The organism is Synechococcus sp. F70.1, assembly GCF_047502745.1.
Classification (GTDB): domain Bacteria; phylum Cyanobacteriota; class Cyanobacteriia; order Thermostichales; family Thermostichaceae; genus Thermostichus.
Genome location: NZ_JANSJL010000043.1, coordinates 112,646 through 137,152, shown reverse-complemented (window position 1 = coordinate 137,152; position 24,507 = coordinate 112,646). Strand labels below are relative to the sequence as shown.

The 24,507-nt window shown below is 60.1% G+C and carries 25 protein-coding genes and 1 tRNA gene; 16 read left to right on the top strand and 10 right to left on the bottom strand.

The annotated features are described in order from the left end of the window. Positions 1-120 precede the first annotated feature (120 nt). From mutL to NW860_RS04300, 6 genes are all read left to right on the top strand, one after another. Positions 121-1,833: a DNA mismatch repair endonuclease MutL gene (gene mutL, locus NW860_RS04325; protein WP_414512610.1), complete on the top strand. Its 1,713-nt coding sequence runs from the start codon at positions 121-123 to the stop codon at positions 1,831-1,833. A 32-nt stretch (positions 1,834-1,865) separates the two neighbouring features. Next, positions 1,866-2,720: a vitamin K epoxide reductase family protein gene (locus NW860_RS04320; RefSeq protein ID WP_414412501.1), complete on the top strand. Its 855-nt coding sequence runs from the start codon at positions 1,866-1,868 to the stop codon at positions 2,718-2,720. A gap of 212 nt (positions 2,721-2,932) precedes the next feature. Beyond that, entirely contained in the window at positions 2,933-5,572 is a 2,640-nt protein-coding gene (locus tag NW860_RS04315; RefSeq protein ID WP_414512608.1) for a TIGR03960 family B12-binding radical SAM protein, read from the top strand. A gap of 540 nt (positions 5,573-6,112) precedes the next feature. After that, positions 6,113-8,074 carry an Rne/Rng family ribonuclease gene (locus tag NW860_RS04310; protein ID WP_414512606.1) on the top strand — a complete coding sequence of 654 codons (1,962 nt, stop codon included), beginning with the start codon at positions 6,113-6,115 and terminating at the stop codon, positions 8,072-8,074. Positions 8,075-8,117: 43 nt separating this feature from the next. Further along, positions 8,118-8,798, top strand: a complete 681-nt coding sequence (locus NW860_RS04305) for a ribonuclease HII (protein ID WP_414405733.1) — start codon at positions 8,118-8,120, stop codon at positions 8,796-8,798. Then, positions 8,776-8,849, top strand: a tRNA-Arg gene (locus NW860_RS04300). Before NW860_RS04305 ends, NW860_RS04300 begins: the two co-directional genes overlap by 23 nt. A gap of 15 nt (positions 8,850-8,864) precedes the next feature. Here the strand turns inward: NW860_RS04300 and NW860_RS04295 are convergent. From NW860_RS04295 to gvpA, 5 genes are all read right to left on the bottom strand, one after another. After that, on the bottom strand, positions 8,865-9,290 hold the full coding sequence (locus NW860_RS04295; RefSeq protein ID WP_414512604.1) for an LptA/OstA family protein: 426 nt from the start codon (positions 9,288-9,290) through the stop codon (positions 8,865-8,867). A 73-nt stretch (positions 9,291-9,363) separates the two neighbouring features. Next, positions 9,364-9,696 carry a gas vesicle protein gene (locus NW860_RS04290; RefSeq protein WP_414395170.1) on the bottom strand — a complete coding sequence of 111 codons (333 nt, stop codon included), beginning with the start codon at positions 9,694-9,696 and terminating at the stop codon, positions 9,364-9,366. Between the two features lie 33 nt (positions 9,697-9,729). Next, a complete protein-coding gene (gene gvpN, locus NW860_RS04285; protein ID WP_414405735.1) occupies positions 9,730-10,614 on the bottom strand; it encodes a gas vesicle protein GvpN in 885 nt (294 codons plus the stop codon). Positions 10,615-10,676: 62 nt separating this feature from the next. Further along, a complete protein-coding gene (gene gvpC / locus NW860_RS04280) occupies positions 10,677-11,684 on the bottom strand; it encodes a gas vesicle protein GvpC (RefSeq protein WP_414512601.1) in 1,008 nt (335 codons plus the stop codon). A 156-nt stretch (positions 11,685-11,840) separates the two neighbouring features. Beyond that, positions 11,841-12,068 (bottom strand): gas vesicle structural protein GvpA, encoded by a 228-nt coding sequence (gene gvpA / locus NW860_RS04275; RefSeq protein WP_414404485.1) that lies wholly within the window; start codon positions 12,066-12,068, stop codon positions 11,841-11,843. A 360-nt stretch (positions 12,069-12,428) separates the two neighbouring features. Between gvpA and NW860_RS04270 the strand changes: the two genes are divergently transcribed. The 6 genes from NW860_RS04270 to aroH all read left to right on the top strand — a co-directional run bounded on the left by NW860_RS04270 (position 12,429) and on the right by aroH (position 15,424). Next, the gene (locus NW860_RS04270; protein WP_414395176.1) at positions 12,429-12,647 is read left to right on the top strand and encodes an Hfq-related RNA-binding protein; all 219 of its coding nucleotides are present in this window, start codon (positions 12,429-12,431) and stop codon (positions 12,645-12,647) included. Between the two features lie 154 nt (positions 12,648-12,801). Next, positions 12,802-13,485 (top strand): V4R domain-containing protein, encoded by a 684-nt coding sequence (locus NW860_RS04265; RefSeq protein ID WP_414512598.1) that lies wholly within the window; start codon positions 12,802-12,804, stop codon positions 13,483-13,485. Continuing rightward, positions 13,482-13,733 carry a hypothetical protein gene (locus tag NW860_RS04260; protein WP_414512596.1) on the top strand — a complete coding sequence of 84 codons (252 nt, stop codon included), beginning with the start codon at positions 13,482-13,484 and terminating at the stop codon, positions 13,731-13,733. The genes NW860_RS04265 and NW860_RS04260 overlap by 4 nt, the downstream gene beginning before the upstream one ends. A 25-nt stretch (positions 13,734-13,758) precedes the next feature. Further along, positions 13,759-14,238, top strand: coding sequence for a hypothetical protein (locus NW860_RS04255; RefSeq protein WP_414405739.1), 480 nt, complete (start codon positions 13,759-13,761; stop codon positions 14,236-14,238). Positions 14,239-14,272: 34 nt separating this feature from the next. Beyond that, a complete protein-coding gene (locus tag NW860_RS04250) occupies positions 14,273-14,962 on the top strand; it encodes a V4R domain-containing protein (protein WP_414512594.1) in 690 nt (229 codons plus the stop codon). Between the two features lie 87 nt (positions 14,963-15,049). After that, on the top strand, positions 15,050-15,424 hold the full coding sequence (aroH, locus tag NW860_RS04245; protein ID WP_414395182.1) for a chorismate mutase: 375 nt from the start codon (positions 15,050-15,052) through the stop codon (positions 15,422-15,424). Here the strand turns inward: aroH and NW860_RS04240 are convergent. After that, positions 15,421-15,822, bottom strand: a complete 402-nt coding sequence (locus NW860_RS04240) for a hypothetical protein (protein ID WP_414512592.1) — start codon at positions 15,820-15,822, stop codon at positions 15,421-15,423. The genes aroH and NW860_RS04240 overlap by 4 nt on opposite strands. Before the next feature lie 158 nt (positions 15,823-15,980). Here NW860_RS04240 and NW860_RS04235 point away from each other — a divergent pair, with 158 nt between their 5' ends. After that, complete coding sequence (locus NW860_RS04235; RefSeq protein WP_414512590.1) at positions 15,981-16,772, top strand: Ycf66 family protein; 792 nt, start codon at positions 15,981-15,983, stop codon at positions 16,770-16,772. A gap of 26 nt (positions 16,773-16,798) precedes the next feature. On the opposite strand, the gene ppc is transcribed toward NW860_RS04235, so the two are convergent. The 3 genes from ppc to NW860_RS04220 form a co-directional block, all read right to left on the bottom strand. Continuing rightward, complete coding sequence (ppc, locus tag NW860_RS04230; RefSeq protein WP_414512588.1) at positions 16,799-19,735, bottom strand: phosphoenolpyruvate carboxylase; 2,937 nt, start codon at positions 19,733-19,735, stop codon at positions 16,799-16,801. A 132-nt stretch (positions 19,736-19,867) separates the two neighbouring features. Continuing rightward, positions 19,868-20,125 carry a DUF3146 family protein gene (locus NW860_RS04225; protein ID WP_414512586.1) on the bottom strand — a complete coding sequence of 86 codons (258 nt, stop codon included), beginning with the start codon at positions 20,123-20,125 and terminating at the stop codon, positions 19,868-19,870. A 152-nt stretch (positions 20,126-20,277) separates the two neighbouring features. Next, entirely contained in the window at positions 20,278-21,258 is a 981-nt protein-coding gene (locus NW860_RS04220; RefSeq protein ID WP_414395190.1) for an AAA family ATPase, read from the bottom strand. A 125-nt stretch (positions 21,259-21,383) separates the two neighbouring features. Between NW860_RS04220 and NW860_RS04215 the strand changes: the two genes are divergently transcribed. Both NW860_RS04215 and NW860_RS04210 read left to right on the top strand, forming a co-directional pair. Further along, on the top strand, positions 21,384-21,824 hold the full coding sequence (locus NW860_RS04215; RefSeq protein ID WP_414395560.1) for an RrF2 family transcriptional regulator: 441 nt from the start codon (positions 21,384-21,386) through the stop codon (positions 21,822-21,824). 99 nt (positions 21,825-21,923) lie between these two features. Then, positions 21,924-22,838 carry a S1 RNA-binding domain-containing protein gene (locus tag NW860_RS04210; protein WP_414512584.1) on the top strand — a complete coding sequence of 305 codons (915 nt, stop codon included), beginning with the start codon at positions 21,924-21,926 and terminating at the stop codon, positions 22,836-22,838. A 245-nt stretch (positions 22,839-23,083) separates the two neighbouring features. Here the strand turns inward: NW860_RS04210 and NW860_RS04205 are convergent, their stop codons facing one another. Beyond that, complete coding sequence (locus NW860_RS04205; protein ID WP_414512582.1) at positions 23,084-23,719, bottom strand: exopolysaccharide biosynthesis protein; 636 nt, start codon at positions 23,717-23,719, stop codon at positions 23,084-23,086. A gap of 192 nt (positions 23,720-23,911) precedes the next feature. Here NW860_RS04205 and NW860_RS04200 point away from each other — a divergent pair, with 192 nt between their 5' ends. Continuing rightward, the gene (locus tag NW860_RS04200) at positions 23,912-24,244 is read left to right on the top strand and encodes a hypothetical protein (protein ID WP_414411518.1); all 333 of its coding nucleotides are present in this window, start codon (positions 23,912-23,914) and stop codon (positions 24,242-24,244) included. The last annotated feature ends 263 nt before the right edge of the window (positions 24,245-24,507 follow it).

Sequence of the window (24,507 nt, the reverse complement as noted above, 5' to 3'; positions counted from 1 at the left end):
TGCTTCCCCAGGTTTCCTGACTCTACTTCCCCTGGCCCCAGCGCCAGGGGTTTTTCTTTCAGGACATACTGGGCGTATTGAGCAAAGAGGACTCCCAGCGGAGCAGTGCTGGATATTCCCATGGTCAAGATTCGGCCTCTAAGTCCAGAACGAGTTGCCCAAATGGCGGCGGGAGAGGTGATCGACTCCCTGGAGGCAGCCCTGCGGGAATTAATAGAAAACGCCCTCGATGCCCAGGCCAGCCGCGTTCAGGTAGATCTTTGGCCAAGCCGCTGGCAGGTGCGGGTAGCCGATAACGGCCAAGGGATCCCAGGCTCGGAGTTGGAGCAGGTAGCCCGTCGCCATACCACGAGCAAGTGGGATGGGTGCAGCCTAGGGTTTCGCGGAGAAGCTCTGCACAGCCTAGCCCGCTTGGGATCCCTGACCATCCAGACCCGTCATGCCACCGATGAGCATGGCTGGCTGGCCACCTACGACCAGCAGGGGGAGTTGATCCACAAGCAGCCAGCAGCCACCGCTCTGGGGACAGTCGTGACGGTGGCGGATTTGTTTGCTAGCTGGCCCCTGCGCCGCTGTCCCCCGCCCCAGACGCGCTCACTCCTAACCTTGGTCCAGAACGCTGCACTAGCCCATCCAAGGGTTAGCTGGCAAGTCTGCCAGGAGGGGCAGCTGCTACTTAGTCTTTGGCCGGGCCAATCTCTGCAGGATCTTCTCCTGCAAATGTTGCCGCAGGTGGAGCCTTCCGATCTGCGCTACCGGCGCATTCAAGAGGGGGATAGCGACTGGGAGTTGGTGGTGGGCTTGCCGGATCGCCTGCATCGCCCTCGCCCCGATTGGATCCGGGTAGCCGTCAATGGCCGCTTTGTGCAGATGTTGGAGTGGCAACGGTTAATCCAGTCAGTCTTTCAACACGCCTTGCCCCGCCACCGCCATCCTCTGGTAGTGGTGCACCTGCGCCTGCCACCTGAACAGGTGGACTGGAACCGCCATCCAGCTAAGAGCGAGCTCTATCTACAAAAGCCGCAGAAGCGACAGGAGCAATTGCGCCAGTACCTGCAGGATCTTCTGCACGCAGGCTCTGCCCAGTCCAGCCGCCGCTCTCTCCATCTCCTCCGCGCCAGCGAGTCCAAGTCGCTCTACCGGGTTTCAGCTCCCTCCGCCGCCGGCTGCTCCTTGCCCCCCCTGAAGGCGCTAGCCCAACTGCACCGAACCTACATTCTAGCGGAGCACCCCCAGGGGCTGTGGCTAGTGGAGCAACACCTGGCCCACGAGCGAGTGCGCTATGAGGAGATCCAACGGCACTGGCAGCTAGTGGAGCTCGAGACACCAGTCATGTTGCAGGGATTGTCTTCCCAGGCCGTGGAGCAGCTGGAACAGTTGGGGCTAGAGCCGGAACCCTTTGGCCCCGCTACGTATTTGGTGCGCCGCCTGCCGCTAGCTCTCTGCTCGGAAGACCCCGAAGAGGTGCAGGGATCCCTTCTGGAACTCAGCCGCTGCGCGGATCTAGAAGCAGCTCAGGTGGCCCTGGCCTGTCGTGGTGCCTTGCGCAATGGGGTCCCACTTACCCTGGAGCAGATGCAGCAGTTGCTGGATGCCTGGCAGCGCACGGCTAACCCCCACACCTGTCCCCATGGCCGTCCAGTTTATCTAGTTTTGGCCGAAGCCGACTTGGCCCGCTACTTTCGCCGCCGCTGGGGGATCTGCGACCGCCCCCTCTCTGACCCCAAGCTGGGATCCCTGCGGCTGGGAGACAGTTTGGCCGCTCAAGTACGTCGTTCAGCCGGCTTGCCGGTGTTAGATCCCACGGACGAGGTCAACTCTGCTCCTCTATAATTTCAGGGGTGTCAAGCTGCTGGAACGATCCTATGGCTTCCTATCTCAGAACCCCAGAAGAAACCTGGCTGCAGCGCCATGCGCGCCCAATCTTGGTCTTCTTGTCCAGCTTGGGAGTTCTGTTAACAGCCTACCTTACCTACACCAAGCTGACGGAGCAGCCTGCTGCCTTCTGCGGGGGGGATGGGGGGTGTAACCTGGTGCTCTCCAGTCGGTGGGCAGAGTTTTTGGGGATCCCAACCGCAGCCATTGGCCTGCTGGGGTTTCTAGCCGTCTTGGCCCTGGCAGGGCTGCCGGAAGAGATCCCAGGAGTGAAGCGGTGGCGATGGCCAGCCCTGTTTGGCTTGGTTTCCGCCATGACTGTCTTTGAGATGTATATGCTTTACCTGATGGTGGCGGTGCTACGGCAATTCTGCCTGTACTGCACGGCAGCGATGGGGCTGGTAGCGGGGCTGTGGCTCGTCACGGTGTTTGGCCACCGCTGGCTGGACTGGGCCAAGCTGGCTTTCAGTTACATTCTCGTGGGCCTATTTACGTTGGTAGTTACCCTTGGGGTGTACGCCAAGCAGGCTCCTCCGCCCAGCCCCCTAGCGGCAGGCTTAGCAGCCCACCTGCGCAAGATTGGCGCCACCATGTACGGGGCCTATTGGTGCCCCCACTGCCAAGAGCAGAAGGCCTTGTTTGGGTCGGCCTTTGCCCAGATACCCTACGTGGAGTGCTCGCCCAACGGGCCCGGCACGCCTCAGGTTGAGGAATGTACGAAGGCAGGGATCACCAGCTATCCCACTTGGATTATCAATGGCCGCAGTTACGTGGGACTCCGCTCGCTGGAAGCTTTGGCAGTAGCTTCTGGGTACTCCTTCGAGGCGGAGGAAGAGCAGGATTGACCGCTCTGAAGACTGATACAACACTGGACAAAAGCGGACCTTTTCCACAACCCCGCTAGAGGGGTCTCCACCGGCATCACTTCCCGTCGAGCTGTCCTTTTCTTGAGGGTTGCGCCCGTTGCCTACACAGAAACCACGCCGGGTTTGGGCTGCTGGAAAAGTTCGGCTAGAGTCAGAATTAGTAGCTGCGTTTACTTCTTGCCAGGATCCCCATGCTTGCTGCGGCTGCCACGGAAGCACACCTAGAACCCGTTGATTTGGATCGCTTGCTCACGCCTGAAATCCAGCGGCCAGCTCGCTACTTGGGCAAAGAATTCGGGGCTGTCCATCGCCCTTGGGACTCGGCACGGGTGCGTTGGGTGCTAAGTTACCCGGAGCTGTACGAGGTGGGGGCTTCCAACCTGGGCCACATCATCCTCTACAACATCCTCAACGCCCAGCCAGACCAGTTGTGCGACCGCACCTACTTGCCAGGCCCGGATCTGGCGGCTCGGATGCGGCAGCTGGGGATCCCGCTGTTTGCCGTAGAATCGCGTCGCCCCCTGCGCGCTTTCCACATCGTCGGCTTCAGCCTGGCCTATGAGCTAGGGGGCACCAACATCTTAGAGATGCTGGATCTGGCCGGGATCCCGCTCAAGTGGTGGGAACGGCAAGCCTTTACCCCACAAGAGTGTCCCCTCATCTTTGCCGGTGGGCCGACTGCCACCTCCAACCCAGAGCCCTTTGCCGACTTTTTCGATTTCTTCGTCTTCGGGGATGGGGAAGAGGTGCTGCCGGAAATTGGTCAGGTGCTGGCCGGATCCCTGCACAAGCCCCGCCGGGAGGTGCTCTTGGAGCTGGCCCAGGTGCCAGGAGTGTATGTGCCGCAGTTTTACGAGGGGATCCCCCCGCGGCCCATCGTGCCTGGGGTGCCGGAGCGCATTCGCCGCCGCGTAGCGCTGCCCCAACTGCAGTACTCCGTTGGTCTAGTGCCGCTGGTGGCCACCGTCCACGACCGCCTGGTGGTGGAAGTGCGACGTGGCTGTACCCGCGGCTGTCGCTTTTGCCAACCCGGCATGCTCACCCGCCCTGCCCGCGATGTCGATCCGGAAGCGGTAGTGGAGGCGGTGGTGCAGGGCTTGCGCAAGACCGGCTACAACGAGTTTTCTCTTTCTTCTCTCAGCTGCTCTGACTACCTTTCCCTGCCAGCGGTGGGAGCAGAGCTACATAACCGTCTCCTTGGCCAGCACATTGCCCTTTCCCTGCCCAGCCAACGGGTGGATCGCTTTGATGAGAACATTTCCGCCATCATGAAGGGATCCCGCCGCTCGGGGCTGACCTTTGCTCCGGAGGCCGGCACGCAACGGCTGCGGGACATCATCAACAAGGGCCTTAGCGATGCTGACCTCATTCGCGGCATTCGCACTGCAGTCCAGGAGGGCTGGGACAAAATTAAGCTCTACTTCATGATTGGCCTGCCCGGCGAGACTGACGACGATGTGATTGGGATTGCCCGCACGGTCGAGATGCTGCAGCGAGAATGTGCGGCCCTGGGCCGCAAGCGGGTGGAGTTTACCCTCACCCTCTCCAACTTTGTCCCCAAGCCCCACACGCCCTTCCAGTGGCACCGGGTGGACTACGCTGACGTGCGGCGCAAGCAGGATCTGCTGCAAAGGGAACTGCGGCGGCTGCGGGGAGTCAAGGCCCACTTTACCGATATTCGCTTTAGCATCCTGGAGGACTTGATTGGCAAAGGGGATCGCTCCCTGGGCCGCATGATCGAGCAGGCCTGGCGAGCTGGCGCCGGCTTGGATGCCTGGTGGGAAAACATCGACGCCGCCTATGCCGCCTGGGTGAAGGCCTACTGCGGCGAGGCGGTAGATCCCAGCGCCGATCCAGTGGCCCTCTGCGCCTATCTCCCGATGCGCGAATTTGGCCTGGAGGATCCCTTGCCCTGGGATCACATCGATACCGGCATCGACAAGCAATGGCTGCAGAAAGACTACCGCCGCGCCCTGGCAGCGATCACGGTAGAAGACTGCTCCTTCGAGAAGTGCTCCGCCTGCGGCGTCTGCGGCCCCGGCTTTGGCCACAACATTGTCATCCCGCCCCCGCCCGTTCCGCCCTTGCAAAGCCGCCCCACCCCCACCCCCGATCCTCTCGAGCCAGAGCCGCCTGCCCAGCGTTTCCGCATCACCTACAGCAAAACCGGGGATCTGCGTTGGCTAGGCCACCTGGATCTCATGCGCCTATGGGAGCGGGCCTGTCGGCGCGCCGGCTTGCCCCTAGCCTTCAGCGGCGGCTACCACCCCATGCCTCGACTAGCCAACGCCAACGCCCTGCCCATCGGCCAGGAAGGCTACGGCGAAGTCCTCGATCTGGAGTTGCTAAAGCGCCCCGAGGGGCCCGTCACCCCTGACGAACTGCGCGCCCTGCTTGTCGAACAACTGCCGCCAGAAATCTCCATCCGGGCCATCCAAGAGATTGGCCTGCGAGATCCCTCGGCTACCGAAGCCGTCTATGCCGCTGAGTATCAGCTCACTGTAAGTTGCGAGTCGCCCACTGCCGACTGGCCAGCCTGGGTCGCCCAGATCCTGGATGCGCGCGAGATCTGGATTGAAAAAGTCTCCAAGTCGGGCAAAGCTTCTCTCTTCAATGCCCGTCCCCTGCTATACTACCTGGAGTTTCAGGGCTTGGCCCCCGACAGCAGCGCCTACCTCTTCTACCGCGGCAGTTGCCGCAACAACGGCGCCTACCTGCGGCCCAACCAACTGCTGCAAATGGCCGAGGCTCTGGGCTTGCCTCGCTGGACACTGCAGGCGGCCAAACGGCTGCGCTTGTTGTGGGAGGACGGCACCTTGAATTCCGACTGAGGACGGGTGGCAGGATCCCCTGGACAAATCCCCAGTCAGGCTGCGGTATCAGGGTTAGCTGGGCTGAGGGATCCCGCAAGCGCTATAATTTTGCTACCCCTGGCTTCTGCCGCTGCCACCCTTGCTAGCCCTCAACCTGACCCAAGGCAAGATGAGCAGCCAGCAAAAGTCGGGCCAAATTTGAGCTCCCTATCTAGAGCAGGCAGCAGCCGCAACAGGGCCCAGGCGCCAGGTGCTACAAAGAGGTGTGCCTCTTCCAGTTAGACCTAGCTTTTCATTTCTCCCGAGGACAGGCTTCTTTCCTGCAGGCAAGTTATGGGCAAGAGGTGGCTAGGCTGCCACAGGCTCCTCTGCTGGGCTACTTTTTTCCTGCTGCCTGTCTATAAAGTTCGTCGTTGGCCATTGGAGCAGAGCTTAGGGTAATGGACAGCTGCACGATAAGTCAATTTTGTTGTCAAACCGAGCCAATCCTAGAACACCACTTCTCCGAGACGAGGGCAAATCCAAAACCGCAGGCCGTGGGGGCGGGGAGGAAAATGCATGCCTAGGCAGATCGTTATTGCTGAGCAACACCGCATTGCCGCTGTCTTTGCCGAAGACCAAGTCCAAGAGCTGATCATCGCCAGTGGCACCCACCAGGTGGGGGATATCTACGTGGGTGTCATCGAGAACGTCCTGCCCAGCATCGATGCCGCCTTTGTCAATATCGGCTCTGGAGAACGCAACGGGTTTATTCACGTCAGTGACCTAGGCCCGCTGCGCCTCAAACGCAACCAGGCTCCCATTTCCGAACTGGTCCTGCCGCAACAGAAAGTGCTGGTGCAGGTCATGAAAGAGCCCACTGGCAACAAAGGGCCGCGTCTTACGGGAGACCTGGCTCTTCCAGGACGCTACCTGGTGCTGCGACCTTACGGCAAAGGGGTGTATTTGTCTCGCCGCATCGAGGATCGAGAAGAACGCAATCGCCTGAAGTCGCTAGCCATCTTGATTAAGCCCCCCCAAATGGGCCTGTTGGTGCGCACTGAGGCCGAGGGAGTCGCTGAAGAGGCGATGATCGATGACCTGGAGCAATTGAAAAAGCTCTGGGAAGAGATTCAACAGCAGTACCAGGCGGCACGGGGGCCGGGTCTACTGAGGCGAGACGAGGATTTTATCCAGCGGGTGCTGCGGGACGTCTACTCAGACGATGTCAACCGCATTGTTACTGACTCGGCGGCCGGTGCGAAGCGGGTGCGCAGCTATCTGCAAGGCTGGAACAAAGGAAAAATGCCGCCCGGCGTTGTGGTCGAGGTTCACCGTGAGCCCACCCCCATCTTGGAGTATTTCCGGGTCAATGCGGTTATTCGCCAGGCGCTGCGGCCGCGGGTGGATCTACCCTCCGGGGGCTATATCGTCATCGAGCCCACGGAGGCCCTGACCGTGATCGATGTCAACTCTGGCTCTTTCACCCAGTCGGCCACTTCCCGCGAGACGGTGCTGTGGACCAACTGCGAGGCTGCCACCGAGATTGCCCGCCAACTGAGGCTGCGCAACATTGCCGGCGTGATCGTGGTGGATTTCATCGACATGGACTCCCGCCAGGATCAGCTGCTGGTTTTGGAACACTTCAACAAAGCCCTTGCCCATGACAAGGCCCGCCCCCAGGTGGTTCAGCTCTCAGAGTTGGGGCTAGTGGAACTCACCCGCAAGCGGCAGGGGCAGAGCCTCTATGAGATCTTTGGCCACCCCTGCCCCACCTGTGAGGGGCTAGGGATCCTGGCCCGACTGCCGGGATCCGAGCCGGGGCGGCTGTTAACTGTCGAAAGTGGACGACCGGTAACGCTGCCTGGCGAGGCTGAGGAGGGCGAAGAGGAGGGCGCTCCAATTCTGCCCCGGAATGGTGATTCCCAGCGGGCGCGCCTGCAGCTAGGAAGCAATGGGGCATTGCCACCAAGTCTAGACCGCTCTCGACTTGCTCAAGGAGAGCGACTGGAGCCAGAGGAAGCCAGGGCTGAGCCGGTGCGCAAACGGCCTCGCGAAGAGGGAGCGGTAGAAGAGGAAAGCCCGCAGCCACTGCCGGTGGCAGGGGCAGAGCAGAAGCGCAAGGAAGTCCATCGCCCTGGCCGGGGGGAGGATGCTGGGCGCGCCAGTGGGACAGAGTCCCCAGAGAGCCAGCCAGCTCGACAAACCATCACTGTGGAGATGACTCCTCTCCAGCAGCGGGTCTATTCGGAGCTGGGTCTGTCACCCCTGTTGCTTTTGGATCAGCCGCCGCCGGCGGGCCGAGACACGGTGGTTAGGGTCATTTTGCCAGGCACGGCCAGGGTGGACAGCCCGGTGGAGGCAAAAACCGACACAACTTCTGCCAACGGCGCGCCTTTGGCGGAAGTTACCCAGTCTGAACGGTTGCCTACAGAATCAATAGCAGAGCCACCGGCAACAGGGGCGCCGCCAGAAGTGGTCATTGATCCCTCTCACCAATCTCCAGCAGCCTCCAGACGACGGCGCTCTCGCGGCAGTTAGCCAAGCCAGTTAGCGCTCTTGCTTGAGATAGCGCTGTGGCCGTATGGACAAAGCAACGAAGCCCAGCTTGAGCTGGGAGGAATCCCTGTGGCAAGAGGGGATCCTGCGGGTAGCAGGCGTGGATGAAGTGGGGCGGGGAGCCCTAGCGGGGCCGGTGGTGGCAGCGGCGGTCATCCTGCCACCCTACCTCGATCCCGAGGTGCTGGCAGGGGTGAAGGATGGCAAGCAACTGCGCCCACGGCAGCGCGCCCAGTGGGCAGAGCGGATTCGCCAAGTGGCCCTGGCCGTAGGCATTGGCAGTGCTTCTGCTGCCGAAATTGACCAACTCAACATTCGCCAGGCGACGTTGCTAGCCATGCAGCGAGCTCTGGCCCAAGTGGGGGAAGTGGAGCACATCCTGCTGGATGGGCTGCCGCTGGCGGAGCTGGGATCCCGGCAGACGGCGCTGGTCAAAGGGGATCAGCTCAGCCTCTCCATCGCTGCTGCCTCCATCGTGGCCAAGGTCTGGCGGGATGCCCTGATGCAGAGCTGGGACTCCCAGTACCCCGGCTACGGCTGGCGCACCAACGTCGGCTATGGGACACGGGAGCACTGGCTAGCGCTGCAGCGCTTGGGGCCAAGCCCCCAGCATCGCCATAGCTTTGCCCCCGTTCGGGACTTGCAAGCAGGCCAGTGGGAGGGTAGGATAAGGTCTGAAGGCTGCCCACGTAGCTCAGCGGACTAGAGCACTGGGTTCCGGTCCCAGGGGTCGGAGGTTCGAATCCTTTCGTGGGCGTTAGTTGAGATTGGGTCAAGGGCTGGCGGTGGGCGCTGGCAACACGTAGATAGACTCCACCTGCTGTCCGGGCGAGGGGACAGCTTGAAGGATCCCTTTTCCAATGTGATAGATGACTTTCTCGGCCTGGAGTTGATTTTCTCCTTGGCGGACGGTGACCCGGCCTTCCAGCTCAATCCGCTGCTCTTGGCTGTAGTAGACCGCCTTTTGAGCGCGGGCCGTGAGGCGCTCAGCAGGGAAGCGGAGGGTAACATTGCCAGTGGCTACGAACACCCCTGTATTGGCGTTGGCCTCCTGAACATCGGCGCTAATGCTGATGGCGCGTGGATTTTGCCCCCACGCTGGGCCGGGGATCGCAAGGGCCAACCCTATGCCCACCGCCCAACCCACCTTCCTCTGGCGGCCCAAGCTCCTTTGGTCAAGGTCGATCCCCCTCGCCATTCCCTCCCCTGGTTAAACCACTCCAGCAGCCAGTCTAGCCTGGGATCCCTGATCCCGCTGCTGGGGCAGCCTGTTAGCCCTTGCCATCCCCTCCCCTGGGCAGGACTTGAGCCAGTTGCTTTTCCAACTCGCTAACCCGCTGCAGCAACTGGCGGTTGGTCTCCAGCAGCTCCCGCGCCTGGCTGCTGAGATAGGGATCCGATTCCCACCAGTTGATCCCAATCTCCTTGGCCTTGTCCACCGAAGAGATCAGCAGCCGAATGCGCACCCTGAGCAGCTCCACATTGCCCACGGAAACGGTGATATCTCCAGCGATGACAATGCCCTTGTCCAGAACCCGCTCCAGGACATCGGCCAGAGAAGAGCCATGCGTTGCCGTGGCCAGGGGTTGAGAGGCAATGGGCACTGGGAATTCTCCTCCAAAGCGTGCAAACCAATATCAGTTGGGCAGTTGATCCAGCAAGTAGTTGAGCACCTGGGCTCCTTCCTCGTAGCGCTTGCCGGCCCTGGGCAACAGCACGTCGGCACACAGAGCACGAAAATCGGCATCGTTCTTACTCACCGCCAGCTCGTGCTCCCTGACGATGCGTCCAATCATCAGACAACTGCGCAGGCTGGGTTGGCGAGTCAGATCCAACCTGCGGCGGAAGGTACGGACAAGGTGGACAATCTTAAGCGCGTCGGAAGCCGATAGGCCAATGCGGGAAATGAGGATCTCCTTTTCCGTCTCGATGTCGGGCTCCCCAATATCGATGGTAATCATCCGATCCAGCAGCGCATCCTGAGCCCTGTGAACCCCCGTGTATTCCTCGGGGTTGGAGGTGAAGATGGCCCGAAACTGGGGATGCACCCGCAGATATTCGGAGCGGTGGCTGCCCGGCGGCAAAACCAGCAGCCTTTCTTCCAAGGCACTTAGGAGGGCGTTGTTGGCCTCGGGGCGGGAGCGGTTGAACTCGTCGTAGATGAGGGTAAACCCCTCCCGGCAGGCCAAGGTGAGGCGGGCATCTACCCAGCGCTGCTGCACATCTTCCTCTACCTTCACCACTGAATGGATGAAGTTATCCACCACCCGCCGATGGGTAAAGCCAGTGCGCCCCCCGATGAGGTCGGAAGAATCAAAGCGATCGTCGCCGTAGATCAGCATGATGGGGCGACCTAGAAGGCTGGCCAAATGCATTGCCAGGGTGGTCTTGCCTGTGCCCGAAGGCCCCCGCAGATGCACGGCAAAACCGGATTGCAGATAGCGCAAGGCGCGGCGGGTAATCCGCTCAATGTAGGGAGTGCTTACAAACTGGCGGGGACGCGCTTGCAAAACCGTAGCCATATCAATACCCAACGCTTAACTTGCCTGGACTATAGCCGTAAGCCGTAACCGTCTTCTTGCGCTTACGGGGACGGGGGCGGAACTGAGATCACAGCCGTCGCTGACACCATACGCCGCAAGGTGGCCAAGATTTCCGAGGGATCCACCCCCAGATCCACGGCACCGCGGGCCAGCAGATCCCGCACCCGCTCCCGATCGCCAATCACCTGCAGCAAGGTTAGGTTGGGATCCTGCGCCTGCAGGGCTGCCACATAGTTGTTGACGTAGTTCAGGATTGGATCCGGCTGCTCCTCGCTAGCAAGTGGGGGTGCAACTCGATCTTGAGAGGGCTCAGGCGGTGGCGGCGCTACAGGAGTATCCCCTGGGGGTTCGCTCTTGCTTGTAGCCTCTGGCTGAGGAGCTTCGCCTGGAGCTATTTCTGGGGGTTTGTCCCAACACTCAAACTGCTTCTCAACAGCCCCAGAATCTTCAGGTAGGCGGACAGGGATCCCATCCCCCCACACCTGCTCGCGCAACGCCCTGCGGAAAGCTGCCAAAGCCTGGCGGAGCGCTTGGGCTTCTGCCCGCTGTTCTTGGGCAATCCGAGCCAGCTCCTGCCGTACCCGTTGCCGCAAGTCGGCATAGAAAGCCTGCCGCACTTGTCGGGTTTGGTTGGCCATGGCCTGCCGCGCCTGGGCATAGGTGGCTAGCAAGCTCTTCACCATCGCTGTCAAGTCGGCTTGAAAAGTCTCTAGCTCCTGCCGCTGCGCCTGCGATTGGGCGGCCCGTTCTTGGGCCAGGCGAGAGAGAAGCACCGCCACTCCTTGGGCCCGCTGCGCTGCAGCCTCTAGACGGGCATGTTTGTCCAAAGCCCGCTGCGCCGCTCGGTTCTGCTCCAGGCTGCGCAGTTGGCTGCGGGTTTGCTCCCTCTGCTGCCGTACTGCCTCTTGGCGTTCCTGGCGACGTTGTCTCAGCTCGGCCATCAGAGCGCGGTGCTGCTCCAGGCGCTGCTGCCGGGATCCGCTCAACAAACTTAGGTTTTGAGCCACCCGTCGACTGCGGGCTTCGGCCCACCGCTCCTGCAAACTCATGGCGTTCTCTCCTTGGCAGTTTTTTACTTCCCCTCAAACCGCAAGCCAATCGCTTGAAGGGGGAGGAGGCAGAGATTCTTTTGAACCCCTGCCTCACTTGCCGACTGCATTTCTCTTAGTTAAAGGCTGAGGCTTTGTTGAAAGCTGGGAAGTCGATTAGGAGGTTTGGACAGCGGGAGCGGCAGCAGTAGCCGTTAGGCCCACAGCCTCGGCGTACTTCAGGTAGGTCTCCACCGAAGCCACGACGACGCGCGCTTCAATGGCCAACAGCTCGATCCCCACCAGCGAAACCCGCACCCAGGCATCGACCACAATGCCCTTGTCCAAGATGCGATCGATCACCTCGGCCAAGCTCGAAGAAGAGTTCACTTTCTCAACTGCCATAGCCTCTCTCCTGCAAGGATGATGGTTGAAAAGGACAACAATTCGGTGGCAAAGCGGTAGATAGAAGGGATCCCCAACGGGATTGGCCCTCTCTAGGGCGACAGGTGCACGTTCTGCCACCCCAGCGCTATTCCGCTAGCTTTTTCCGGGGAGAACAGAAGAACACGGCAGGTCGACAAGGCTTGCCGTCTTCTCTAAGCGCACCCCCCTGCATAGTAGCCGCTGGCAGAAAAAGTGGGTCAAAGGGCGAGAGCGCTTTTTAGCGTTGGCCAAGCCAAGGTGCGGGCCGGCAGGGATCCCCTATACTGAGAGCAGTGCGCTTGCCGATACGCCGTCCGTTCACTGGCCAAGAGGACTGCCGTGACCGACTTTGACACTGGGATCCCGAGTGTGCGTCGCCTACAGAAGGTGATTCGGGATCGAGAAATCCTGGAGGTTAAGCTCAATACGGGAGATGTCTTCATCGGCCAGCTACGCTGGCAGGATCCCGACTGTCTCTGCCTAGCAGACGCGGAGGGGCAAGAGTCGCTGCTGTGGCGCTCCGCCATCGCCTTTGTCAAAGTCCGACCTCACCCCTAAACCCAAATCCCCCTAGCCTCTTTGTTGTCTCTGGCTTCCCAGCGGCAGGAGCTCTTGGCGCATCCATCGACAGCTCTAGCCAAAGCTCCTAGCAGATAAGGTTATGATTCAGCAACAAGAAGAGTGAAAAACTTGACCTTCCTCGCCTCCAGCCATGACAACCGGCACCCTAGAGCTCGCCCTGCAGCCCGCTGCTCAGCGACACAACCACTACAGCCGTGAAGACTTCTACCGCTTCGACCCCTCGCGGGGATCTCTAGTGGACTGGACGGGCGCGCGCAATGTCTTGGTCAGCGAAGACTTTATCCTCAGCTTGCAGCAGGGGCTGGAAGAAGAGGTGGGGGATGCCTCTGCTTCTTTGATGTATACCATTGGCCGCGAGTGGGGGCGCAACGATGCTCTCCACTTCTCCCGCTGGTTCGAGGAGGAGTACCGGCGCAAGCCCAAGCAGACCCACCTCATGTTTCTCCTGGAAACCTGGTGGTGGCCTCTGACCTCGCAAGGCTGGGGGCGCTGGGAAGTCGAGCTCGAAAGCCGGCGGCAGGGGTTTATTTTCATCAACCTGTTCGACTCGGCTGTGGCCCGCACCTTGGGGGATGTGGGCAAACCCGTTTGCCACCTCTACGCCGGCCTATTTGCCGGTTTTTCCAGCACGATGGTAGAGCGGCAGCTCAACTGCATCGAGATCCAGTGCTACTCCATGGGGAAAAGCTACTGCAAGTTTTTGCTCGGCAGCAAAGAGCGCATTGACGCGGCTGCCTTTTGGCTCAACGAGGGGGCCACGGCTAGTGAAATTGCCCAAAAGTTGCGCTCTGGTCAAGGGGTGGCCAAGGCATGACGCCAGAGAGCTTTCTAGAGGAGTCGGTGCAGAGCTTTTTTGCCCGCTTGAACTGGGATAACCGCCCACGGCAAAGCCGCTTGCTGCCAATGCCCTTCTTACAGGTGCGGGAGTACCTTAACTCCATCCCCTGGCCCGGGGATCCCCTGGCCTTGGCGGCCCGTTCTTGGCCATCCCTGGGGTCGGTACCGGAAGCTGGGCCAGAGGAAGAGCAGATCACCTTGGACAACCTATTCAGCCTGTTTTGAACGCTAGCTTTCTAGGAGAAGCAAGATGGTCAGCCCCTTGGAGCAAATGCTAATCGAGGCAGAGGCTCGCTACCTCACCTCGGAGCAGCTGGATCAGCTTAAAGCCTATGTCCTCGGCTGGCCAAAACGGCAGCACGTGTACCGGGCTCTGCGGGAGGGGGAGGCTCAGATGGTGGGCCGCACCTTGGAGGCTCTGCAGAAGGAGATGCCCAACCTCTCCCCCCAGGTCGTGGATCTGTGCCGGCGCCACCTGTTGCTGTTGCTGCGGCACAGCGCCCTGGCCATGTTGCTGCAGGACGAAAACCTCCTCAAAGAGCGGCTCATCGACTGGATGGAAGAGGAAGTGCGCCTGTATGGGCTGCAGAACGTCTACGAAGTTGCCCATCGGCTTTTCCAGCAGGAGCTCAAAGACTGCCTACAACCTGGCGAACTCGAGTTCATCCGTCCCTTGATTACCCGCGTGCAGGCAGCTTTGCTATCTTTAAGCGGCCTCCCAGCCGCCTAGCGGTGGCTTCCATTCGCCAACCCAGGGATCCCCTATGGCTGACACCGTTTCCCTTGCCAACAGCTCTGCCGGCTTTGATCCCTACACGCCGGTTCTGGCCAACTACTACGCGCCCAGCCTCTACCTGCAAAGCGATCTGGAGTCGGGTTTGCTAGAAAGTCGCCACGGCGACCGTCTCCTAGCCCTTCCAGAAACCTTATTGCGAGCCATCTACACTGGCCTGGAATACGAGACAGGACAAGCAGCCCGTCTGGTGCTGCGCCACTGTGGCCGCATGTGGGGCAAGGAGTTTTTCCGCCGCTTTGCCCAGGAGCTCTCCGACTACTACCAAAAGCCCCTAGCTGAGCTGGAGATGGGCCTTTTTCTCCAGAATCTCAAACCGGCTTGGAAAACCCACGGCTGGGGGTTGATCGACCTCGACTGGACCTACAAAGACCAGGGGGTAGTGGTGGTGTCGATTCGCAACTCTCCCTTCGCCGCTGCCACACCTCCGCACTTTAAGCGCCCAATGGGCTTCTTGGAGGCAGGGCTATTGGCCACTTGGTTTAGCCAATTGACTGGCCAGGACTTGGCCTGCGTGCAAACCACCAGCGAGGCTCTGGGGGCAAAAAGCAACTTGTTTATCTTGACGGCTGCCAACCGCCTCAAGGAGGCAGAAACCTGGGTGGACGCGGGCCTTAGCCACGAGCAGATCCTAGAGAAGGTGTTGCAGCCTGCCCCCTAGCTTGCAAGGAGGGGGTGGGATCCCAAAGAGACAAACTGTATAATCTTGTGAAAGCAAGACGAGCTCAAAGGCACGAGGGCCAAGCCATTGGGGTGGCGGGTGAGAGCAATTCGAGGAGCCATCACCGTGCCGGCCAACACTGCCGAGGCCATTGGTGCGGCAGTCAACGAACTGCTGGATGCCTTAGAACATCGCAACGCCATTGATCCAGCAGAGGTAGTGAGCGTCATTTTCTCCGTTACCCCTGACCTAGATGCCGCCTTTCCTGCCCAATTTGCCCGCCGCCGTCCTGGCTGGGAGGCAGTGCCTCTGCTGGACGTGCAACAGATGGAGGTCAATGGCGCTTTGCCCCGCTGCATCCGTGTTTTAATCCAACTGAACACTCCCCTGACGCAGGCGGAGATGCACCACGTTTATCTAAGAGGCGCTCGCGAGTTACGGCCCGATCTCAGCCCCGTCTAGGAAGATTGCTTTTGCCGCAGTTGAGCTTCCCACTGTTGCAGCTGCTCCTGACGGGCAGCTATCTCCGCTTCGCGACGGCTTAACTCTTGGCTTTGCCGAGTTAGGGAAAAACGCCAGTTTTCAATCTCCGTCCAGTCAACTAGGCTGTAGGCTTGGGAGAGGCTGTGCAGCATCTCCACCAGCTTCATCGCCGCCTCTTCCACCTGCTGCACCTGCCGCTTTTCTCCCAGCTCGACCAGCAGCAACACCCCAACGTTGTAAGGGGCTGCCTCCTTGAGAGTAATCCGCTCCGGCTGAGGCAGCGGTGTCCAAATCCCCTTCTCGCCCTGTTGGGCTAGAAGCTGTAACTCCGCTGGGCCAAAAAGACTTTTCTTGTCTACCCGTGCCAGGTACAGCATGGAGCCTACTGGGAGCTGCCGTCGATTCTAGCACCAACCCCTCCCTACCAAAGCATCCTGATCCTGGGCCGTGCCAGCAGAAGGATTGGTGTTAGGATCGGCTCTGAAAGGGGTAAAGCTTACAGCTTTCCCGCTCCTATCGTTTGGGGATCCCTGGCATGTTTCTCACCCAAAGCCCCTACTTTTTGATGGCAGCCCTGGTGGCAATTGCCAGTGGAGCCATCTTTGCCGTCCGCTTTGTCAAGCCCGAAGCCTCGGAAGAGTCAGATGTAATCTTCGCTACGATGGGCCTGATCTACTCCATCTCTCTGCTCCTGGAAGGTCAGCGCCTAATCCCCTTGCTGTTTTTTGCCCAGGTGCTGTTGGCGGTGATGGCGGGCTGGTTTGCCATCCAGACCTTCCGCCTGCGCATTCTCCTAAACGAGAAGGTGCGCCAGATAACTGGAGTTCGTCCAGCTATGCGGCGCCAAGGCTTTAGCCGCACCTATCCGCCCGATGGCTATGGCCAAGGACGTGCCGTTGCCAGCGCGGCCAGCGGATCCCGCATTCGCGATACCTCCTCCTCTAGCCGCTCCATTCCTGAGCGCAGCGAGGAACCAGCTCGCCGCCCGCGGCCACAGTTGACCAGCAGTACACAGGTGCGACCGCGTCGTCGTTCGGAGGATGACGAGGAAGAGCTAGAGACAACCTTGCAGCAGGAGGCTGAGTCTTCCCCTCCGCCTTCCGCCCGTCGCCCTCGTCGCCCAACCCCTGAGGAGTATCGAGACGATACCCAGGAGGAGCAAAGCACTGACGTCGGTAGCCGACGTCGTCCTCCCCGTCTACCCCAAACTCAAGAGGAGAGCTACGCCGAAGCAAAGCCTCGCCCTTCCTCTCGCCGCGTCGTCGAGGTGGAGTCAGTGGAGGTTCAGGAGGTAGAGCCGGACGAATCCGAGGATGACTTGTTTTAGCTGACCCAGCAGACCCCTAGAAGCCTTTAGCCGGTATTGCGCATGCCAGCGGCAATGCCATTGATGGTGAGAAGGGCTCCGCGCAGCAGCTCAGCGCGGCTGTGCTGGCTGGGGTGAAGGGGGGGTCTTTGCTTGCCGCGCAGGCGCTTGAGCAGCGAGATCTGGATAAAGCCCAGGGGCACAATGGAGCGGTTGCGCAACTGGATTGAGCGTCTTAGGTAGGGGTCACTTTCCAACAGCTCCCTATGGCCGGTAATTTTTAAAACCATCTCGCGGGTGCGGTGCATTTCTTGGGCAATGAGCTCAAACAGCTCCATTGCCCGCGGCAAACGCTCGGGGGAGCTCATTTCCTGGACATAGTGGCGGGCAATCTGCAAATCCGCTTTAGCCAGAGTCATCTCCACCTTGGAGATCACCATGCGGAAGAAGGGCCACTCGCGGTAGAGGTGTTGCAGGTGGGTGAGATGGTGCTCGCCTTGGGCGGCGTATTCCTGGAGAGCAGTGCCCACTCCGTACCAGGCTGGCAGGAGAAAGCGGCTTTGCGTCCAGCTAAATACCCAAGGGATGGCCCGCAGGGATCGGATATCCTTTGAGCCATCGCTACGGCGGGCTGGGCGAGAGCTAATCTGCAGTTGGCTAATCTCTTCGATAGGAGTGACCTCGTGGAAAAACTCCTCAAAGCCCTCCTGCTCGTAGACCAGGTTGCGGTACACCTGCCGCGAGCGCTCCGCTAGGGACTCCATCAGGCGCGACCACTCGTGCAGGTCATTGGGGTAAGTGCGCAGCAGGCTGGCCTGAATGACAGCGCTAGTAACCGTCTCTAGGTTGAAAAGGGCCAGATCCTGGAGGGAATACTTAGAAGCCAGCACCTCTCCCTGTTCGGTAATCTTGATGCGGCCCCCCACGCTGCGCCCAGGCTGGGCCAAGATGGCCTCGTAAGCCGGCCCGCCGCCGCGACCCACCGAGCCACCCCGCCCATGGAAGATCTGCAACTTTACCCCACACGCCTCGGCCACCGCCTGGAGCCGCTGCTGGGCTTTGTAGATCTCCCAGTTGCTGCTCAAAAAGCCGGCATCCTTGTTGCTATCGGAGTAGCCCAGCATCACCTCCTGTAAATTCTCCTGCTGGGCCAGGTACTGGCGATAGAAGGGGATCTCCAGCAACTGCCGCAAGATCTCCGGCGCCCGCTGCAGGTCTTCCACCGTCTCAAACAGCGGCACTACCGCTAGAGACCCGCGCCCGCTGATGGGATCATAAAGGCCCACCTCCTTGGCCAGCAGTAAAACCTCTAGCAGATCGCTCAACTGGCGGCTCATGCTGATGATGTAGGTCTGGCAGATGTCTCGACCAAACTCCTGCTGCAGGCGGCGCAGGGTACGCAAGGTGGCAATCAGCTCCGCCGTTTTCTCAGAAAAAGGAGCCTCCAGCGGAATCAGGGGCCGCCGGGTTTGCAGCTCCTGCAGGAGAAAAGCCGTTTTTTCCTCCTCCGTCATCTGGCTATAAGGCCGCGGCAAGATGCGCAAGTACTCGCAGATCTCCGTGAGCGCGGCCTCGTGGTAGCTGCTGTCTTGGCGGATATCTAGGTGAGCCAGGTGAAAGCCAAAGACCTGTACCTGTTCGATGAGGTAGTCCAACTGGCGGCAGGAAAGGCCGCTGTTTTTCAAGCTTCTTTGGATGAGTTGCAAGTCGGCCAAAAACTCCTCGGCGCTGGCGTAAGCGTTGCCCAAGGAAGGAGGAGCGGGCAGACAGGCGGAATCAGCCAAGTTGCGGTTGCGCTCCCGCGTCAACTCCAGCCGCCGCAGGATGTAGCTGAGCTTCAGTCGGTAGGGCTCCTGGCGGTATTGCAAGGAAAAGGTCTCGTAAACCTCAGGCATGAGGCGGCGATCCTGCTCGAGGGCGTCCAGCAGTTGGCTGTCCACATCTCCCCAGTGCAAAGAGACGCTTAGGGTTTTGGTGAGCGCTTTCACCGACTCAATGTATTTGCCCAAAATGAGGTTGCGCTGGTAGCGGGCTGTTTGCCAGGTTACGTCGGCAGTCACTGAAGGGTTGCCGTCGCGATCCCCGCCCACCCAGGAGCCGAAGTTGCAAAATCCTGCAGGGGGCGGCTCGACGGTGGGAAAGGACTTTTTCAGGCTGCGCCTGAGGCGCTCGTGCAGTAGAGGGATAGCCTGAAACAGTACCTCTTCAAAATAGTGCAGGGTGTAATCGACTTCGTTGAGCACCGTCGGCTTGGTCTGGTGCAACTCGTCGGTGTGCCACCAGAGCAAAACTTCCTCTGCCAGCTGTTCTCTCAACATCTGAGCTTGCAGAGGGTCGAACTGCTCTGCCCAGTCCAGTTGGCTGAGCAGACGGGAGAAGACCCGTTGTTTTTCGCGGATGGTGTGGCGGACAATCTCAGTGGGGTGGGCGGTAAACACCAAGCGGATGTGCAGCCGCTCCAGCAGGCGGCGCAGCAAGCCAGGCGGCACTCCCTGAGCCCGCAGGTAGGGGAAGAGCCGTTCAAATTTTTCGTTTTCCCGCACGGTGCGCTGTTGGCTGTCCACCATGCGCATATCCGACTCTTCTGCCCGCTCGTAGTTCTGTTCAACAATGTTGATGAGCTGAAAGAACAAGGCAAAGGCGCGCGCTGCTTGAATGGCTTCCTCAAGGCTAAGGTTCTCAACAATTTGGAAGACTTCTGGGATTGGATATTCTAGAGCTTGCCCTTCGGGAGAACACAGGGAGCGCAGCCGTCGCAGCAGATCCACCAACGGCTGCCCGCACTCCCGCAGGATTACCGATTCCCAAAGTTCTTCAACCAGTTGCAGGCGCTGGTTCAACAAGGTGTTCCGACGATCGAGCACCTCGTCCCTAGGGAGGGCCCGGTCCAAGGAATCCCGTTGCGCCAGGAGAGAGGCCTCCTTCAGGCCGTTAGCAGAACCACTGGCCTGCTCTGCAGCCGCTAGGTGGGAGGAAGAGGTCATGAAGGCAGCTCCTAGAACGACCATCCCAATATTAGAACTTGTCCGCCGGCAGCACAGAGGTAGCCGACATGACGAGGAAAGGGAGGTCTGCTCAGCGCTAGCCTCTCCCGCGTGAGGATTCCAAATGGCTATTTAGAGGCGGCTACGAATAACAAATGAGTAGTTGCTGCCGGGCTCTAGCAGGTAATCCGATTTCTCCAAAAAACGGCTCAAGGGATCGCAAATCAGGGCTCGCCCCACTGAGGGCTCCACCCTAAGCCCTCCACCTCGAAAGCGCCAGCAAAAGTGCCAAGCCCAGCCGTTAGCGCTGACTTCCCCTTCAATGGCACCCTCCTGCCAGGAGCGGCGGGTAATCTGCACATGGGCAGTGGTCTGAGGTAGCTGGCTCATCCTGAAGCCGTGAGAATCTATCCCCTATTCTCCATTACCGGAAAAGCGGCGCAAAGGCCCCCTAGCTCTGCCAGCCCCCAATTTAGCCAGCCCCTGGGCCAGAGAAGCGCAAGCCTCAGGCAGGGCAACCCCCTCGACTGTCTTCTGGAATATCAAACCGGGGGCTCGACCGTGGCCACAATGTCGCGGATGATGGCTTCGGCTTCCTGCCGGCGGTTACTTGCCATCTCTCCCCCTCCAGCTAGGGAAACACGGTGGGCCAGCACCGGCACGAACAAGGCCTGTAGATCCTCGGGCAGGCAGAAGCCGCGTCCCTTTACGAGGGCCCTGGCTCGCGCTGCCCTTGCCAAAGCCAACGCTCCTCGAGTGGAGACCCCAGCCCGCAGCAGCTTGGAGGTGCGTGTAGCCTGGACTACCTGGAGAAGGTAGTCGGCCAGGGATCCCTCCAAGTACACCTGATCCACCGCCGCCTGAATCTCCCGTAACTCGGCCAGCGAAAGCACGGGCTGCAGAGCCTCCACGGGATCCGCCTGTTGCCGATGCAACAGGAGGGATCGCTCAACTTCAGGGCTGGGGTAGCCAATCGACAGCCGCACCAAGAACCGATCCAACTGGCTTTCTGGCAGGGGATAGGTGCCGTGGTACTCCAAAGGGTTTTGGGTGGCTAGCACGATGAAGGGGCGGGGCAGCGGGTAGGTGCGGTCGTCCAGCGAAACCTGCTTTTCCGCCATCGCCTCTAGCAGGGCGCTCTGGGTGCGGGGCGAGGTGCGGTTAATCTCGTCGGCTAGGATGACATGGGCAAAAATAGGGCCGGGGCGAAACTCAAACTCCCCTTTTTCCTTGTTGAAAAGAGTGAGGCCAAGAATGTCAGTCGGCAAGAGGTCGCTGGTAAATTGAATTCGCTGAAACTTGGCCCCCAAACTGCGGGCTATGGCCCGCGCCAACGTGGTCTTGCCCACTCCCGGCACATCCTCTAGCAGGACATGACCTTCTGCCACCAGGGCTGTCACCACCGCCTGCACCACCTGCGACTTGCCCTGGAATACCGATTCGACGTTGGCCATCAGCCTGCCGATCTGCTGCTGCAAAGTTTGCAGTCGCTCCGCCGGCATCCGGGTGCCCGCACCCACCATAGATCGATCCAAAGAGGCCTATTCCACCATACAAGCCCAATCCCAGCCCAGAGCAGGATCCCACAAAACCCCGGCGGAAAACCGGAATATCATAGATCTCATCCCTACAGCTAAGGATGGGTATTTTGGAGCTGTCCTGCAAAAGCGAGTACGCGCTCCTGGCGCTGCTGGAATTGGCCCAGCACTACAACGACGGCCGGGTGTTGCAGATTAGGGAGATTGCAGCCCATCAGTCCATTCCCGACCGCTACCTGGAGCAACTGTTGGCCACCTTGCGCCGGCAAGGGCTGGTGCGCAGCCAGCGGGGGGCCAAAGGGGGTTATTTTCTGGCTCGACCGCCCTGGCAGATTTCCCTATTAGACGTCATTCAGGCCATCGAGGGCGAGGAGCTGAGCCGCTCCCGCACCTTGCCCAGCAGCGATCTCACTCCAGAGCGCCAGGTGCTTCTGCAGGCTTGGCAAGAGGCCCAAGCAGCGGCAGTGGACATTCTCCAAAAGACAACCTTGCAGGATCTCTGTGACCGGCAGGCCCAAGGGCAACAGGCCAGGCTGATGTACTACATCTAAGCTGCAGCCAGCAAAGTCCACGGTGGGCGGGAAGGGCTGGGATCCTGACTTCGTTTTGGGTTATCCTGGAGCGCACTGCTTCACATTGCTACCCTGGCCATGAGCTTGCACTCCCCTCGCCCGCCCGCTGCCGAGATCTTTTCCGCAGAAGACTTTGCCCAGGCTCTAGCGGCCCAAAGCCTTGACTTCCGACCGGGCCAGGTAGTGCGAGGTCGCATCTTCCAGCACCAGAGCGACGGCGTTTTGGTGGATATTGGCGCCAAGTCGCCAGCCTTTTTGCCTCTCAAGGAAGCTGGGATTGGCTCAGAGGAAGACTTAAGCCAGGTGTTTCCCCTCAAAAGCGAAGCCGAGTTTCTCATCTTGCGAGAAGACGCAGAAGGGCAGATCCTGCTCTCGGTGCGGCGGCTGCGGCTGAAGCGGCTCTGGGAAGAGCTGGCCGAAAAGCAAGCCAGAGGCGAGGTGGTCACAGCGCCGGTGATCGGCATCAACAAGGGCGGGGTGGTGGTGGATGTGCAGGGCCTGCGCGGCTTCATTCCGCGCTCCCATCTCCTCCAGCGGGAAGCTCTGGAGGAGCTAGTGGGCCAATTCCTCACTGCCAGTTTGCTGGAGGTCAACCCCGCAGCCAACAAGCTGGTGCTCTCCCAGCGAGTGGCCCGACAAGTGGAGAGCTTGGGGAGCTATACCACTGGCCAAGTGGTGCGGGGCAAGGTCAGCGCCCTCAAGCCCTTTGGCATTTTTGTGGAGCTGGAGGAAGGGGCCAGCGGGCTGTTGCCCATCAAGCAGGTCAGCCAACGCTTTGTCGCCTCCCTCTCCGACTTGTTCCAGCCAGGGCAGCCCATCAAAGCCGTGGTCATCGATGTGGATGAGGCCAAGGGGCGGGTCGCCCTCTCCTTGAGAGTGTTGGAGAAGTACCCTGGCGAGGTGTTGGAGCAACTGCCTCTTGTTCTTGAGGAAGCTGAAAAACGAGCTGGCAAACTCAAGGGGAGAATCACGTCCGAGGGCGAGGTCATTTAACCCATGCCGCCTGCCGAGGCGCTCCAGGCCGAGCTTTTTGGATCCCTCAATCTCGCCCCATTGCTACAGAAGCAGTGCTGGGGGCTGCGGCAATGTCACGCCGCCAGAGGTAGGGGTGTTGAACACCTCAGCCAGGATCTCCCGCTAGCGGCGCGGAGCTCTAGATTGCAGCAAGGTGTAGGCGATACAGCTTGTCAGTGAAGCTGGGATCCCCAATTCCCTCTGGGAGAGAAGCGGGTAGGGCGCTATCTTCGCAGCCAATCCAACAAGGTCGTTCCCCCTAGCCCCAGGCCTACCAAAATGGAAGTGGTCAGCAGCCCCGCTGCCACACAGATCAGGGATCCCAAGCTGCAGAGGATCCCATCTTCTTCCAGGAGGCCAAAGGCGGTGACGAAGACCCCCATTGCCGGCAGGGTGTTGGTGCCGGGCACGGGAATGATCATGGAAATGCCCATCAAACCCATCCAGGTGCCTAGCCAGACCTGGCCCAGGCGACTGGTGCAGACGAGGTTCCAGCGGGGGCGGGCAACTTGTTCAAGGCGCAGCAGCCAAGGGATCCCGGCCTGCACCCATTTTTGAAATTGCTTCCGTTCAATGGATGTCTGCAGCACCCATGACGGCAGCCAGGGAGTGGCTCGCCCTGCCAGCATTTGTAGGGCCAGCAGCAGAATAACCACGCCAAAGGGAGTGGAATAGCCAGGAGCGGGCAGAGGCAAAGCCGAGGGAAAAGACAGCACTGCCAAAAACAAGCCAAAGCTGCGCTCGCGCGCCAGTTTGAGAATCTCTTCGAGGCGGATCGCCTCTGGTGGGGATCCCTCGGGCTGCTCCGAGCTGTTGGCAAGGCCGGCTAAGCGGGCTAGCTCTTGGGATAGACGTGCCATAGCGGGCACAGCGGGAAAAGTTGGCCAAGGCTAGCCTACTGCAAACTTTAGTTTGTTGGATATCTTGAGGCTTGAGGAAGAAGGTGGTCTTGGAGGGGTGAAATGAGCAGCCAGGGGCTCGGTAGGAGCTTGGACAAGGGGGTGGGCAGCCGTAGCCTTGCCCAGAGACCAAGGTGTTGGCCAGCACAGGGGATGGCTGGGCTGGTGTTGCTGCTGGGATCCCTACTGCTGGGGAGGATTGGCGCAACCTTTGCCGAAACCCCACTGTCAGTGGGCACCTCCACTACCTTGCCTCCCCGAGCAGAGCCGACCTTACCCCCTCCGCCGCAGGGAGTTCGGCAAATCTCTGAAAAAACCAATCCAGAGGAGACTGCTGACATGCCCCTTTCCCTGCTGGCAGAGCAGGTGCTGGAGGCAGTGTGCGAAGCACAAATTGATGCCGAACGAGCCTTGGCCCTCATGCCTGACCTGAGCAAGTCCCACATCCGCGCCGCCTGTCCAAATCGGCTGATCCCCAAAAGCTGAAGAGGAAAATCGCTGGTCTTCGACTCCTTCACCTCTTGCTGGATGCTGCTGGGGGCGCTTAGGGAGCTTTGTTTTGGAGTTGCGCTCCCTCCGAGCGATCTAGTTGCTTTGCAAGTCAAGCTGCACTAACTGGGCTGGCTAATTGACCCGTGTCTATCGTCCTAGCCAGCCATTACAAGTCCTGGAGCGCCCAGCTTACCTGCAGGGGGATCCTCTCCTCCCTGGCTTTGTCCTGGATCTCAGTCTAATTTGGGCATAAAAAA

Excerpts from the sequence above, each read along its gene's own strand:
- NW860_RS04260 (WP_414512596.1), top strand. The coding sequence starts at position 13,482 with ATGACGCCAGAGAGCTTTCTAGAGGAGTCGGTGCAGAGCTTTTTTGCC.
- NW860_RS04305 (WP_414405733.1), top strand. The coding sequence starts at position 8,118 with ATGGACAAAGCAACGAAGCCCAGCTTGAGCTGGGAGGAATCCCTGTGG.
- NW860_RS04315 (WP_414512608.1), top strand. The coding sequence starts at position 2,933 with ATGCTTGCTGCGGCTGCCACGGAAGCACACCTAGAACCCGTTGATTTG.
- NW860_RS04205 (WP_414512582.1), bottom strand. The coding sequence starts at position 23,719 with ATGGCACGTCTATCCCAAGAGCTAGCCCGCTTAGCCGGCCTTGCCAAC.
- NW860_RS04225 (WP_414512586.1), bottom strand. The coding sequence starts at position 20,125 with ATGAGCCAGCTACCTCAGACCACTGCCCATGTGCAGATTACCCGCCGC.
- NW860_RS04255 (WP_414405739.1), top strand. The coding sequence starts at position 13,759 with ATGGTCAGCCCCTTGGAGCAAATGCTAATCGAGGCAGAGGCTCGCTAC.
- gvpC (WP_414512601.1), bottom strand. The coding sequence starts at position 11,684 with ATGAGTTTGCAGGAGCGGTGGGCCGAAGCCCGCAGTCGACGGGTGGCT.
- NW860_RS04265 (WP_414512598.1), top strand. The coding sequence starts at position 12,802 with ATGACAACCGGCACCCTAGAGCTCGCCCTGCAGCCCGCTGCTCAGCGA.
- NW860_RS04240 (WP_414512592.1), bottom strand. The coding sequence starts at position 15,822 with ATGCTGTACCTGGCACGGGTAGACAAGAAAAGTCTTTTTGGCCCAGCG.
- gvpA (WP_414404485.1), bottom strand. The coding sequence starts at position 12,068 with ATGGCAGTTGAGAAAGTGAACTCTTCTTCGAGCTTGGCCGAGGTGATC.
- NW860_RS04200 (WP_414411518.1), top strand. The coding sequence starts at position 23,912 with ATGGCTGGGCTGGTGTTGCTGCTGGGATCCCTACTGCTGGGGAGGATT.
- NW860_RS04310 (WP_414512606.1), top strand. The coding sequence starts at position 6,113 with ATGCCTAGGCAGATCGTTATTGCTGAGCAACACCGCATTGCCGCTGTC.
- NW860_RS04320 (WP_414412501.1), top strand. The coding sequence starts at position 1,866 with ATGGCTTCCTATCTCAGAACCCCAGAAGAAACCTGGCTGCAGCGCCAT.
- NW860_RS04250 (WP_414512594.1), top strand. The coding sequence starts at position 14,273 with ATGGCTGACACCGTTTCCCTTGCCAACAGCTCTGCCGGCTTTGATCCC.
- ppc (WP_414512588.1), bottom strand. The coding sequence starts at position 19,735 with ATGACCTCTTCCTCCCACCTAGCGGCTGCAGAGCAGGCCAGTGGTTCT.
- gvpN (WP_414405735.1), bottom strand. The coding sequence starts at position 10,614 with ATGGCTACGGTTTTGCAAGCGCGTCCCCGCCAGTTTGTAAGCACTCCC.
- NW860_RS04295 (WP_414512604.1), bottom strand. The coding sequence starts at position 9,290 with ATGGCGAGGGGGATCGACCTTGACCAAAGGAGCTTGGGCCGCCAGAGG.
- NW860_RS04210 (WP_414512584.1), top strand. The coding sequence starts at position 21,924 with ATGAGCTTGCACTCCCCTCGCCCGCCCGCTGCCGAGATCTTTTCCGCA.
- mutL (WP_414512610.1), top strand. The coding sequence starts at position 121 with ATGGTCAAGATTCGGCCTCTAAGTCCAGAACGAGTTGCCCAAATGGCG.
- NW860_RS04220 (WP_414395190.1), bottom strand. The coding sequence starts at position 21,258 with ATGGTGGGTGCGGGCACCCGGATGCCGGCGGAGCGACTGCAAACTTTG.
- NW860_RS04235 (WP_414512590.1), top strand. The coding sequence starts at position 15,981 with ATGTTTCTCACCCAAAGCCCCTACTTTTTGATGGCAGCCCTGGTGGCA.